Source organism: Pantoea sp. Nvir, from assembly GCF_009829915.1.
Lineage (GTDB): Bacteria > Pseudomonadota > Gammaproteobacteria > Enterobacterales > Enterobacteriaceae > Pantoea.
Map to the genome: position 1 here is coordinate 346575 of NZ_SZZW01000001.1, position 14339 is coordinate 360913.

The following is a 14339-nucleotide window of genomic DNA, read 5'->3' on the forward strand; positions in this document are numbered from 1 at the left end:
CAGACGTGGCTTGTATAGTCTTGTTGCATACATGCAGACGCCGTCTTATTCACATCAGCTCAGCTTACGATCAACTTAAACTCTATAAGACAAGATATGATTTGTTCTACAACACATACTATATCCTGATATAATACTATATCGTATAGTAGTAGCCAGTCTAGAATGTTAAAGATTAAGTTGCAGCAGTCAGTCTTTCTACTAGACCGCTACGTCGCTGCACTTTCAGCTGTAATGCCCGTTGAAGTACTACGGGCTCGCTGTAGAGAGTGAGCCTGTTACGCGCGCGCGTAACAGCAGTGTAAACTAGCTCGCGTGTCAAAAGAGGAGAGAACTGTACAGGCATCACTAGTACAGCGTGATCAAACTCTGAACCCTGTGATTTATGCACAGTCATCGCCCATACGGTATTATAAGACGGTAATCTACTCGGATGTACCGCTTTAACCGTTCCATCTGGCAGAGAGAAAAAAACCTTTATCTGATTTTCCATATCGTGTAGAGTAATGCCAATATCACCATTAGAGAGCCCTAGTACACTGTCATTGCGAATAACCATTATTGGCCTTCCTGCATACCAGCTACTGTCGCCAACAGGGCGACGAATGCATTTTAGTTGTAACAGACGCTGTTCAATACGCTGATTTAGTCCCTGCACGCCGAACTGACCGTCCCGTAGAACGCAAAGCAACTGATACTGGCTAAATGCTAGTAGGATCTCCTTAATCGAAGCACGAGACTGCACTAATGACAAAAAGGGCCGATAACCTTCCGCCACCGCATCAAGCATTTCCTGATAGGCTTCGCCATTTTGCAGCCTTTGAAACGTTATATCATCAAATTTTGCGTTAAACATCTCCTTTACTTCGCGAATATCGCCTAAATTGACTGCACGTGCCAACTGGCTAATACCAGATTTTACATTGAAGCGGTAACTTTTACGTAAAAGACAGATGCTGTCACGCAAGTCAGGTGCGCTCATATCATCAACTCCCTGAATCATGCACTTCGTTAGCTTGTTCAGTTGCTGTGCACGTACCAAGCTGTATCCCATTTCAGCAAAATGGCAAATATCACTTAGCACTGTTCCCGCTTCTACCGATCCTAATTGATCGCGATCACCTAGAAAAATAACGCGTGCATGATCGGGCAATGCTGCGATTAGCTTTGCCATCATTGAGATATCAATCATTGAGGTCTCATCCACTACTAGCACGTCTAAATGCAGGCGGTTAGTAGTATGGTAACGTAGGCGCTGTGTATCGAATTGTGCACCTAACAAGCGATGCAGTGTCGTAGCTTCGTTGGGAAATCGAGCACGTTCGGTACTGCTCACTGATAGAACCTGAAGAGCCTTACTGAGTGATTCTGTCAGGCGCGCCGCTGCTTTACCAGTTGGTGCAGCTAGTTGGATACGCAAACTACTATGACTCATGCGAATCATTGCTGTTAGTAATTTCGCCACAATAGTAGTTTTTCCAGTACCAGGACCGCCCGAAATAACCGCTATTTTACTAGTCAACGCTACAGCTGCTGCAATTTTTTGCCAGTCATCTGGACAATGATCCCCAAACAAGATGCTAAGCACATTCTGAGCAGCCACACAGTCTATTTCCTCTATATCCGTTTTCAAGGTAAAAAACCGTACAACTTGACCCTCACTTTGCCAGAGGCGGTGTAGATAGAGCCTATTATGATCTAGTACCAAGGGCGTAGCAATCCTGCCGTTGCTTAGTGCTGGCCAATCTGATAATACAGTTTGCCAGCACGGTGGGGCACCCGCTGCACGCCACAGAGCTTTTGCCAGCTCTGGATCGCGCGCGCCTAAAAGGCTTTCAGTATTAAGGTGTGCTATCGGAAGACAAACATGTCCGTCACCCGCCTCGGAGCTAACGCAGGCGGCCGCTAGTAACCATGCTGGATGTGAATTATCAGTTAGTAAACGAGCAAACTGTAGATCAAGTGGTCGTAACAGACGTTTTTCTACCGCTTGATTGAGCAATGACATGATTTCAGTCATGTATCCTCCTATCCTGAATAACGAAACAGTTCATCCAGTTCAGTGACACATCTCACGGATGGCCGAGCGGTAAAAATGCCGGTTTCCAAGTTATTAACTTCAATACCGCGTAAAAACAAATAAAAAATACCGCCAAAATGGCGATGGTAATCGTAACTTCTACGCAGGCGGTGCTGAAGATAGCGATGCAACGCTAAAGTATAGAGCTGATATTGTAAGTCGTAGCGATGATCGATCATTGCCTGTGCCATTACTTCAGAAGTATAGGAGGCTTGGCTATCACCTAACCAGTTAGATTTATAATCCAGAAGATAATATTTGTCTTTCCAGCGAAATATTAGATCAATAAATCCTTTTAACATGCCATGTACTTGACGAAATTCAAGTTGTGGGGCACGCGTAGAAAGCGCGTCATGCGTTCGTAGTAAAGCATCTAGATCTGCCGTATTGAGCTTGCGATTTAATGGCAAATAAAATTCCATTTCTACCAACCGGTCGCAATTTTTCAGTACCCCCAGCATCAAACCATCGTCATTAAGCGGTGTATGCAGTACCCGACTAATCCAATCTTCTAACACTAACAACCAGTGCATGGGATATCCATTTTGCTCAAGCTGAGTTTTCAGCATGTTTTTGTCAGGTGGTTGAGTAAAATCCAAAGATTCAAATAGACTATGTAGAAAATTACCGGGCGCTACGCCGCGCGGAAAGTCATGTGGTGTTAGCGTTTTTTTCACTTCGTCGCTTTCTCTGTCCGTAGCATCGGTATCAAAGGAAGTCGGCATCACCTCAATTAGAGGAGTACTACTGTACTGACATAGCTCGGAATAGCTGCTAATACGCCAAGCATCGTCGCGCATGTCACGCGTAAAATTTCGGCTACTGAGCATATGATTACATACCGGTTGCTCATGCCAATTTTCTCCGGGTATAAGCCCCTGAATCACTACCTCGGTATCAGAATCGACCAGCATCTCAAGTTTGGCGCGCAATCGGTTAGAGTCGTCGTTTTTCCCCTGTTGCAAAAGGTAACCCAGTGCACTTTTGCTCAAGTCGCTGTTACCTTTTTTTTTGTATATGCCTTTAAACAGTGGCGCAATACCGACGCTACAATGAAATACTGAGCGCGTTAAGGCCACGTAAAGCAGACGTAGATCCTCTGCTAAGCGCTCTTGCTCGGCTAACTCCATACTTTCCTTGTCGCCTTGTACATCAAGCAGCGGTGCAAAGCTTTGCTGATCGTGATAGAGGGCACTAGATACCTCTCGGAATCCGGCGGCAAAAGGCAGCCACACAATCGGATATTGTAGTCCTTTGGACTTATGAATAGTAACAATTTGCACCAGATGTCGATCGCTCTCTAGACGAAGCTGCTGGTCTGGCGACTGGCTATCCGGCCGTGATATCTTTTGGGTAAGAAAACGAAGTAGCGCATGACGGCTGCAGAACTGCATCGATGCCTCTTGTAACAGTTCACCAAGATGCATTAGGTTCGTTAACCTGCGCTCGCCATTCTCCGAAATCAGCATATTTTCTGCTAAATTTCTCTGATGCATTATATTACGCATCATCGGTAGTACACCACGCTGACGCCAAATCTTCTGCCATGTAGCAAACTGTTCTATCAGCTCATCCCATTCGCATTCATTTTGACTTAATCTATCAAGCGTAGTAGTGTCAAGGGCAAAGATAGAGGTGGCCATCGCGCGACGCAGCAAGCGTTCTTGTTCCGGTGCATGTACTGCCTGAAGTATCCACAAAAGCTCGCGCGCCTCCGAAGTGGTATAAACACTGTCGCGATTGGAGAGATAAACCGAAGGAATTGATAGCTTGTTCAATGCATCGCGGATTAGTCCAGCCTCATTGCGGCTACGTACCAGTACCGTAATATCTGACGCATAAACTGGGCGTAGATTTTCGCATTTACCCAGGAACGCTCGTCCCTTTTGTCCCGCAACAAGCCACCGACTGATGTCGGCGGCGCACTGCTGTGACATGAATTGTTGATAATCACTTACACTCACGCCATCGCCAGGCTGTAGCCAAAAGCGTAGCGCTGCCTGTGATTGCGAGTCTTTTAATAGTCTTAAATGTTGGTTAGACACGGCCGAATTAACTGGTAAAAATGGTATTGCTGAAAAGAGAAACGGTGATTTTATACAAGAGAATAGATGGTTAACACTCTGTACCATACCGGGAGTAGAGCGCCAGTTAGTATAGAGCGTATAGTGTGCGCTGATTTCTCTACGAGCACGAAGATAAGTAAAAATATCGGCGCCGCGGAATGCATAGATAGCCTGTTTAGGATCACCTATAAGCAACAGTAACAGTTCTGGCTGATTAAGGTAGAGCTTGCGAAAAATACGGTATTGCTGAGGATCAGTATCCTGAAATTCATCAATCAGTGCCACTGGAAAACGGTTGCGGATAGTATCAGCTAGCAGTGCACCGCCTGGTTTCTGCAGTGCTTCATCCATACGACTTAGAAGGTCATCAAAACCAAGAAGCGCGCGTTGTCGCTTCTCTTTATGCACGGCTTCTCGTACTTCGACCAGTGCTTTGGCAATGACTACGTCGCGTAGCGACAATGATAAAGCGAGAAAGGTCTCTACTGCCTGAAATAGCGGGTGTAGTGGCGGAGATCCCTCTTTAGTTTTCTGTACCAGCACACACTGAGCAAAACGCTTCAGTTCTATAGGAAAGAGATAATCCACAGTTTTGCTGTTAGCCCACTGTGTAATCTTAGCTATCCAAATTGGAAGGTATTTGCTATTATAAGTTCGTTTATCGATGCCTGATCGGCTGATGATCTCTTTAATTTTATTGCTGTCTGCGCGCCACTGTTGCTTGAGTACAGCGATATGATCTAAATTAGCAAGATGACGTGCAGCTAAAGTTTCGTTAGCTGCGGGTGGATTTTTCAGTAGTGGGGCGTTGCCCTGCAACAAGGGCCTTAGTGTGCTTAATAAGCTTTCCGGCCCGTCCCACTCAGTAATGATGGCACGGGCCATATCCAGCGTTAATGGATAGCAGTGACGCCGCCAAAAGTCCTCCGTCGCCTGCTTGAATAATGGGGTTTCATCCTCTATTAATTCCTGTTTGAATAGCAACCCAGATTCAAAGGCATGCAAGTTGAGCATGCGTTGACAAAAACCGTGGATAGTAAATATTGCCGCTTCATCCATCTGCCGTTCAGCTGCTAGAAGCAGCGAAGCAGCTTGGGAGAGATCATCAATCTGTGCTAGTATCGGGCCACCACCAGAGCCACGCACGCAGGCGATACGCAGCTCATGGATATTTTCGCGGATACGTCCGCGCAGTTCCGCAGTAGCAGACTCTGTAAAGGTTACAACTAAAATTTCTTCAACCGACAACGGGCGGCTATAAGCATTTTCACCGCCTAGTCCCAGCAGCAACCGTAGATAAATTATACCAATGGTAAAAGTTTTACCAGTGCCTGCCGAAGCCTCAATTAGACGATTGCCGTGTAGTGGCAATGTCAGAGAATTTAGCAATTCGGGATTATTCATTATGTCTTACTCATAACCAGTAGCGACTAGAGCATTTTGACTATTTTATTTTTTAATTCAAAAAGGCGTCAAAATTTAAATTCATTCAATAACTTTTTGAAGCCTAACGAAGGCATCTTTCCGATATTTAACGTTTCGACTATAACTTACTACTTCTGCTCTACTTCTTCATTGGGAGACAGAATAGTCCTATAACCAATTTTCCCACGTATCACAAACCTGCTGATAGAATTAAGACAGGAAGGAAGTTTTTATTGTTATTCTTTGTAAACTAATGTCTTGCTGAAACCGTATCAGCATTTAAAAAACAAATACTGTACAAAAATAGGTTCTTAGTGAGTAGTTGGTTGATAGTACTTACTAGAACTACATTATCTATGTTTAGCATAATGTTTTCACTATGCTCTAATGTTCGCGTGAGCCCAGATAATCGTATAGAACCACCACTAGTATAAAATAGGTTCTGCTGCCCACCTTTTGCAGTTTGCATTTTACTATTTTGTATAAATAAATGTTATGAGATGTTATGAGAAAGATGTGTTTTTTACGTTTTCATATTATGCTATTTAAATTACAACAAAGATATAATTTTATTATTGAAGCGTCGCATTATGGATCATATTGTTGAAATACGCCGTTACTTTATAAAACGACATCAACTTTATCAGCTATATAGTATTAGACTGTGTATCAGCTGAATAGAGAAACTTCCAAATCACAACCCTTATTTTTTATATATCGCATCTAGCTATATACTTTCTAGGCTGTAGAGCATCATAAGCACTATCAGGAGTTTCTTCCACAAAGCAGAATATTATCTATGTAAAACTGCTAGCACTGAACATACTCCCTAATTTTTCATTGCAGGGGAGGGGGGAGATTTTAATATCATTTAGCGAAGTTAGCGCTTTAAGCTTATGTAATACCTACCTTCAGCAATTAAATTATTCAGGTTAATTAACTCAAGTTGCTAGGAGTATACTGATTCGAAGTTCTAGGATGATTGAAGTTTGCTCATTATTTTTGTAGAAACAGCTGGATATTCAGTAGGACTGTATGTAATAAAATTTAATTAGTTCTATTTAGAAGAGGTTTTTAGTATCTTGTAGGACTTCAGTGTGAAGTCATCGTGAATATAGGAAATGACGGTGGAATTAAAAGTTGAGTTTAGATGATATGTCTGTTGGTGTATTAAGCAAGTTTGTTCACTGACGTAGCTAACCCCTGATGGGACGAGAACTAACAGCAGTAACATTATAACCTACCAACCTGATAAGATATACTAACATATCATTTACTAGTATACATATATAAATATTTTGAGACTGGTAGATATTACCTTTCATCATCTTGATGAGCCTGTATGACCGGTAGATACCAAAGTTTCGCAGCTTCGGTGATTTGTGTTATCCAAGCTTTATTCAATCCACGGCACAGGCGTTGTAGGTAGGGATCACCGCTCTCTCCTTCTTGATCATATCTCCCCGCCCAAGCCTGTAGAATACGATTTCTTGCCTTGATTTGTGTAACTTCATCTAGCAAAAGCTGCTGTGTTTTCACATCGTAACTTGTGGTCAACCAAGCACCACCGCTCTTATTTAACAATAGTAACGGCCGTGAAATTCCCTGCTTATAGCCCTGCATATAACGCGTTAATATTATAGCAGCTTCCTGACTTGCAATGGCTGGAAATCGCCAGTGACTATTTTCTCTGCCAATCATACGGCTCTCACCACTACCGCATAGTACGCAGTAGATCAGATGTTCTAACCAGAGCTGTAACCCATCGTTTATATTGAGTATTCCGGGACGCCAGCGTAGCAGACCATCGTATTGTACCTGCATTATCCAGCCGGTCAACTCAACGCCGTTGAGTTGTAAATTCACTTCCCATGTCTCGCTTTTGTTACGCCGTTCGATAACCGCTGCTGCGATCTCCTGCATTTTCTTCTGTTGCGCTTGCCAGAATAGTTCGCCGAATGCGCCATAAGGCAAGTTACCCGCCGCACGATATAGTGTGAAAAGATGTTGTGTATCCTTACCCTCCACTAATGCATTCAGCAATTTGGTATTAATATGGTAACGTTCCAGACCATCAAGCACGAAAGGTTCGTTATCTGATAGCTCATACTCCTTTCCCCCAAAAGTGACGCCAAGCCTATGATGGAACCACTCTCTAACTGGATGAGACCAGAAGCGTAAGAATTGCTCACATGATACAGATTTCAGTACTGGTTCCGGCAAAGGCTGCATGAAATCTACCTGTACTTCACCTTTTCCCTGCGCAGCTGGGAGCCATTCTCGGGCAAAGCTATGGTATTTTCTTTGCGGTTGGAAGTTTTCGGCAGCAAATGGCATGCGGCTATTTAGGTACTGAATATACTGCTGCACGTTTTGTGCACTTTCATCTAGTTCTTTTCCTTCATCACCGGGTAGACAGAAACTTTGTCCGATATAATCTAGCAACTCTGTGACCAGCACAGAGGGATAACGTTTAGTATTATCCTGAATTGCACAACCAATATAGCTAATATAGAAACAATCATTTGCTGAGAGTAGAGCCTCCAGAAAGAGGTAGCGATCGTCATCCCGACGGCTGCGGTCGCCTTTACGTGCCTGTTGCTGCATTAGATCGAAGCTCGGTACTGGCAACGTGCGAGGATAAATACCATCGTTCATTCCCAGTAGACAGACTACTCGAAAGGGAATAGATCGCATTGGCATCAATGTACAAAAATTAATCTGCCCAGCGATGAAGCGCTGGCTGATACGCTGCTGATCAAGACGTGCGAGCAAATCGTCACGCAGCAACGTTATAGATACAGCATCCTGATAGCACGCACCCTGCCCATATTTGATATTCTGATTCCAATGTTCTTCCAATAGTAACAATGCGGCTTCTGCTTCCATGTCACCGTGGAAAAAATCATTGATCATATCCCGGCAGAGTGGTAGCCAAGCTTCTAGCGGTCTGGGTTGTTTAAGTCTGGTGCACCAGTAGTCTAGTCGCATAATCAGTTCTGCTAGATGACCGACTAATTCGCCTACTAGTCCACTTGATTCGTCATAGGGTAGGATGCCTTGCCAATCACCGTAATGACTTTCCATAGCATAACCTAGTAGCATGCGTTCCAATCCAAAACGCCAAGTATGCTGTCCTGTAACCGGTAATATCAGTTCTTCTACGCTGTCATCACCCAGTCCCCAACGCACACCAGATTCTTTTACCCAGCGGCGTAGCAATCGCAAAGCATGCTCGCCCACTGAAAAACGATTTGCTATTGCAGGCAGCTGAAGAAGTTCGAGTACATCTTCTGCAACAAAGCGGCTATTAGGTAGCTCTAGAAGGTTCAAAAAAGTTAAGATAGCCGGGTGTGTGTGGCTGGCACGGCGATCGGAAATAGAGAATGGCAGAAAACGATCGGCAGGAGCATTAGCGAATACTGCTTGAATAAAAGGCGCATAATTGTCGATGTCAGCCACCATCACGATAATGTCGTTCGGCTTAAGCGATGGATCTGCTTCTAGCATCTCCAGTAGGTGGTCTTGTAGCACCTCCACTTCACGTTGTACACTGTGGCAGATTTGTACTCTGATAGAACGATCATTAGTGTCTAGAGAACGTTTTCTGCCGCTACATGCCGACACTTCTTCTGCGTTCAAACCTATCACCGCCCTGTTTTGTAAAAATAGCATATCGTGCTGTATTGCATGAAGTAAGTTATCTTCTTTCACATCAACAAAGGCTTCCACTTCATCTATCTCATCAATTTCACTAAGTAGGAAGAGGTTATCTCGACCCAGTTTACCCCAGGAAGCAAGTAGCGGATTACTGATCTGTTGTTCACCTTGGGTACTGAACAGTGTATATGTCTGTAGTGGATTGTAAAAAAGGTCTTTTACCTCTTCACTGTTATGGTAGCGACGTTGATGGTTTTGTAGTTTAGTCAGAAAGGTATAATTCTGAATATCGCCCCAATAATCTCTACAGGGGTTAGTCACTAACAGATAAATATCGATATGGCGACCTAGTGACTGTAGTAATTGTAGATAAATCGGCGGTAAGGCAGAAATACCGCAAATAAAGACGCGCTTTGGCAAGTTAGGCAGTGTTTGTTTCGCACGATCTAATTTCTGGATAAACTGTGCATAGAGATTAGCGCGATGCCATCTCGATTGTCCCAGTAATTCAGTGTAGTTCACTAGATCACGCCATAATAAGGACTGAGAAAGTTGTGCATCTCCTAATCCCTTAATAAGTTCGCCCTGTTCCCAGCGATTTAACCAGTCGGCTCGGTAGACCAGATACTGGTCAAAGAGATCAGCAAGGCGTGAACAGAGCTGGAATAATTTGCGCTTGTCGATATCATCGTGTAAATAGTGGCGCAAAGACACAAACGCTTCCTGTGTTAGCAGCTGAGGCAAACGGTGCATTAATTTCCATTGCATACTCGATTTATTAAAAAAACTTTCAGCTGGAATATCTGGTAGCACTCGCATGAACATATTCCAGATAAAAGAGGCTGGTAACGGAAATTCAATATTAGCGACAATGTTAAAAATTTGCGCCAGTTCTATCCGTAGCCACTGTGCCATTCCAGGACTTTGTACTAGTATAATTTCGGGGGAAAGTGGATCATTAAGCGGTTCATGTTCTATCACTGCTGCCGCGAGGATTTTTAGAACGTCAAGCTTGTTTGAGTGATAAACATGGAGCATGGAAATTCCTGTGAGGATACTTACTGTGGCATTTCTAGTATCATGAATATATCATTTCTCTACTCCATTTCCATTTCGTAGTTTGAGAATCATCGTTGTTTCAGCACACAAAAACAAAGGAGCGCCCAAGTTTAGTAAGGGTTTTCGAACCAATTAGTGCATTATACCGCGACTGGTGCCTTGATAGAAGGATGGGGATCGTAGCCTACGATCTCAAAATCTTCAAAGCGATAATCAAAAATAGAGTTGGGCTTACGTTTAATTGCTAATGTCGGCAACAGTAGTGGCTCACGCATCAGCTGTAAATGCGCCTGCTGTAGATGGTTACCGTAGAGATGAGTGTCGCCTCCGGTCCAAACAAAATCACCGATATGCAGATTGCACTGCTGTGCTACCATATTCACTAGTAAGGCATAACTAGCAATATTAAAAGGCAAGCCAAGAAAAATATCACACGAACGCTGATAAAGCTGGCAAGAGAGCTTACCCTCTACAACGTAGAATTGAAACAAAGCGTGGCACGGCGCGAGTGCCATCTTATCTAGATCTCCAACGTTCCACGCCGAGACGATGAGACGGCGTGAATCGGGATTGAATTTCAGCTGCTCAACAACTTTCGCGATTTGGTCAATCTGGTCGCCGCTTGCGGTTTCCCAACTGCGCCACTGTTTGCTGTATACTGGGCCAAGCTCACCGTTTTTATCGGCCCATTTGTCCCAGATTGTGACATTGTTCTCTTTAAGGTAACCGATATTGGTTTCTCCCTTTAAAAACCAGAGCAGCTCATGAATAATTGAGCGTATATGTAATTTTTTCGTAGTAACCAGGGGAAACCCTTCTCGCAGGTTAAAACGCATCTGGTAGCCGAACACCGACAGTGTCCCTGTGCCTGTACGGTCAGCTTTCGGTGTGCCGTTTTTCAGTACATGTTGTATCAGGTCCAGATACTGTCTCATTTGAATTCTCGATTTTGATACTGAGGGAAACGACGATACGCCCAAAACATTATTATAATTCCAATTAAAATCATCGGCATGGAGAGAATCTGCCCCATGCTAATACCTCCTTTAAAGAGGCCAAGCTGCGCATCAGGCTGCCGGAAAAGTTCAACGATAGAGCGAAATATTCCATAGCCTATTAAGAACAGACCAGAGATACTACCCATCGGGCGCACTTTGCGGATAAATAAGTTAAGAATAATAAATAGTACCACACCTTCCATCATTAGCTCATAAAGCTGAGAGGGATGACGCGGGAGCGCACCGTACGTATTCAGTAGTTCCTGATAGGTAGGATTATGTGCCGCAAGCACCATGTCTTCACTGCGTGAACTGGGAAATAACATAGCGAATTTAAAGTTGGGCGCAACGCGCCCCCATAGCTCACCGTTAATAAAATTACCGAGACGGCCTGCACCGAGTCCGAACGGGATCAGCGGTGCTACAAAATCAGAAACTTGGAAAAAAGGACGTTTAGTACGTCTTGCGAAAATTATCATTGCTACAATGACGCCAATGAGGCCGCCGTGAAACGACATACCACCATTCCAAACTTTAAATAAGTAAAGTGGATTCTCCAAAAATAGTAAAAAATTATAGAAAAGCACATAGCCAATACGGCCACCGAGAAAGACTCCTAGGAAACTAGCATAAAGTAAGTTCTCAACTTCCTCTTTTTTCCAATTACTATTAGGTTTATGGGCTCGGCGGGCCGCCAGCCACATGGCAAAAATAAAACCAATAAGGTACATCAATCCATACCAATGCACTGAAACCGGTCCAATGAAAAAGATTACTTGATTAAACTGCGGAAGTGCGATATACTGATTATTCATAATTCAATTTTCAGCCCCGAAAAGGGTAGTTCAAAAAATAACTTATAAGTTAAGATCATATCAAAGCGCAATTTTATACAGAGAAGGAACATAGAACTGAGTATATCAATCAACGTCCTCCTCGGATCAGGCCCCCTAGCCCACGCTGCTCCATAAAAGTAGTCACCTTGTGGCGTACTTCTTTAGCAGTATACGCGTTGAGAGCTTGGTTACTTAACTTCTGTGCCTCCTCATTATCTAGATGACGGAGCAAATATTTCACATGCGGCACATTCTTACCGTTCATACTGAGGTGATGATAGCCAAGCCCTACCAATAACGCTACACACATCGGGTCGCCAGCCATTTCACCACAAAGGCAGAATTCTAGATTCGCCATATGTGCTTCAGCAGCAAAAGCACGTAGAGCACGCAACATCGCTGGATGTAATGGATCGTAAAGTTTGGCAACGCGCGTATTATTTCGGTCCACCGCCATTAAATACTGAATTAAATCATTGGTGCCGACCGAGACGAAATCAACACGTGGTTGCAAGTGTTGGATCATAAACAGCATCGACGGAACTTCAATCATTATGCCTACACGTGGCTTTGGAATTACATAGCCCAACATCTCTTCCACTTCACGCCCAGCACGTCGAATAAGACACATTGCATCGTCAATCTCGTCAATATGGCTGATCATTGGTAACAGTATGCTGAGATTACCAGAAGAGGCATTAGCACGTAGCATAGCTCGCACCTGCACTAGAAAAATTTCCGTTTGATCTAGGGTAAGGCGGATGCCACGCCAGCCAAGGCAAGGATTCTCTTCGCTAATTGGCATGTAGGGCAGCTGCTTATCAGCGCCTATATCCAGAGTGCGTAACGTTACAGGTTTATTATGAATAAGCATCACCTGAATACGCTCTCCGCTTTTCAGTTCTCCCAGTTGGTCGACTGTATTTTCCGCTATTTTACTCAGTGCATTCCCTTCTTTTATTAGACGCTTATATTCCTTCACTACCATAGGTCCAGGATTAATTAACAGCTCGCCGTGATAACCGTCTACAATCAACAAACTCTGGTCAAGTTGTGCAGGCAAGATATCCGCACCCATCACCGTGGGAATACCCATAGCACGCGTCAATATAGCGGCGTGCGAGTTAATGGCACCGTTGCGTACTACGATCCCTGCTAACCTCTCGCGCGGTAGTTCTGCCAACATGGTAGCATTAAGCTCGTCTGCCACAAGTATGAAGCGTTTCGGCCAAGCGTTCATGTTGACGATAGAATCATCGAGATGGAATAACAGGCGCTGTCCTAGCACACGTAGGTCATCCGCTCGCTCACGTAGATAGTTATTATTCAACGTAGTAAATTGAACGGCAAATTTTTCAATAACTTTCTTGACTGCCCATTCCGCCACCGATCCCTTTTCAATTTCTTCGAATAAGTCTTTTTTCAGACGTGCGTCAGCTAACAAATGAGAGTAGAGATCAAAGATTGCTGAGCTCTCTTTTTGTACACCGGAGACGAAACGCTTACTAAAGCGACGAAACTCGCTAGTAGCTTCGTTCATCGCGATTAGTAGTCGTTCACGTTCGCTCTGAACGTCAAGAGTCGAGGCGGCAGAAACTTGATCTAGTAGATGCTTGCTTTCTTCCACCCAGCCAAGAGCTACAGCCACTCCTGGTGAAGTGGCAATAGCACGCACACGCATTTGACGAAATTGCCCGAATAGATGACCGAGTTGTAACTGTGATAGTAATGTCGCCATCTGCGTTGCTAGTGTAACTAGAAAAGACTCTTCACTTTTGTTAAATTGGCAGTGTTCGTGCTGTTGTACCACCAGCACACCTAGCAGATGCCGCAGATTGATGATCGGCACGCCAAGAAAGGAACGGTAGCGCTCTTCTTTTACCGCAGGAATATATTTGAAGCTAGGGTGACTTTGTGCGTCTGCGAGGTTAACTGGTTCAGCAAGTCGTCTTACCAGTCCCACGATCCCTTCGTCGAAAGCTAGTGTAATAACACGTCTACGTGGCTTTTTTAAGCCTTGCGTAGCCATTAAGTAGTAGCAATGATGGGCGTGATCTGCAATATAAATAGAGCATACTTCGGTGTGCATCGATAAGCAGATCTCATGTACTAAAATGTCAAGTGCTTCGTTGAGGCGACGCGCTCTCGCCACTTTTTCTACTATTTCGCGCAATTGAGTGAGCATACAGTACGTAAGACTATCCTCTTTTCCGTC

The 14339-nt window shown here is 44.1% G+C and carries 6 protein-coding genes; all 6 read right to left on the bottom strand.

What is annotated here, in order from left to right:
- Nucleotides 1-175: 175 nt before the first annotated feature.
- Nucleotides 176-2020, bottom strand: coding sequence for an exodeoxyribonuclease V subunit alpha (gene recD / locus FD729_RS01270; RefSeq protein ID WP_159931482.1), 1845 nt, complete (start codon nucleotides 2018-2020; stop codon nucleotides 176-178).
- 8 nt (nucleotides 2021-2028) lie between these two features.
- Nucleotides 2029-5550, bottom strand: coding sequence for an exodeoxyribonuclease V subunit beta (recB, locus tag FD729_RS01275; protein ID WP_159931483.1), 3522 nt, complete (start codon nucleotides 5548-5550; stop codon nucleotides 2029-2031).
- Between the two features lie 1335 nt (nucleotides 5551-6885).
- Nucleotides 6886-10269, bottom strand: a complete 3384-nt coding sequence (gene recC, locus FD729_RS01280; protein ID WP_159931484.1) for an exodeoxyribonuclease V subunit gamma — start codon at nucleotides 10267-10269, stop codon at nucleotides 6886-6888.
- A 161-nt stretch (nucleotides 10270-10430) separates the two neighbouring features.
- On the bottom strand, nucleotides 10431-11225 hold the full coding sequence (gene thyA, locus FD729_RS01285) for a thymidylate synthase (RefSeq protein WP_159931485.1): 795 nt from the start codon (nucleotides 11223-11225) through the stop codon (nucleotides 10431-10433).
- Nucleotides 11222-12103, bottom strand: coding sequence for a prolipoprotein diacylglyceryl transferase (lgt, locus tag FD729_RS01290; protein ID WP_159931486.1), 882 nt, complete (start codon nucleotides 12101-12103; stop codon nucleotides 11222-11224). The genes thyA and lgt overlap by 4 nt, the downstream gene beginning before the upstream one ends.
- A 109-nt stretch (nucleotides 12104-12212) precedes the next feature.
- Nucleotides 12213-14309: a phosphoenolpyruvate--protein phosphotransferase gene (ptsP, locus tag FD729_RS01295; protein ID WP_159931487.1), complete on the bottom strand. Its 2097-nt coding sequence runs from the start codon at nucleotides 14307-14309 to the stop codon at nucleotides 12213-12215.
- Nucleotides 14310-14339: the final 30 nt, after the last annotated feature.

What these genes read in the sequence shown, in the direction of transcription:
- recD (WP_159931482.1), bottom strand. Translation starts at nt 2,020, where the DNA reads ATGACTGAAATCATGTCATTGCTCAATCAAGCGGTAGAAAAACGTCTG.
- recB (WP_159931483.1), bottom strand. Translation starts at nt 5,550, where the DNA reads ATGAATAATCCCGAATTGCTAAATTCTCTGACATTGCCACTACACGGC.
- recC (WP_159931484.1), bottom strand. Translation starts at nt 10,269, where the DNA reads ATGCTCCATGTTTATCACTCAAACAAGCTTGACGTTCTAAAAATCCTC.
- thyA (WP_159931485.1), bottom strand. Translation starts at nt 11,225, where the DNA reads ATGAGACAGTATCTGGACCTGATACAACATGTACTGAAAAACGGCACA.
- lgt (WP_159931486.1), bottom strand. Translation starts at nt 12,103, where the DNA reads ATGAATAATCAGTATATCGCACTTCCGCAGTTTAATCAAGTAATCTTT.
- ptsP (WP_159931487.1), bottom strand. Translation starts at nt 14,309, where the DNA reads ATGCTCACTCAATTGCGCGAAATAGTAGAAAAAGTGGCGAGAGCGCGT.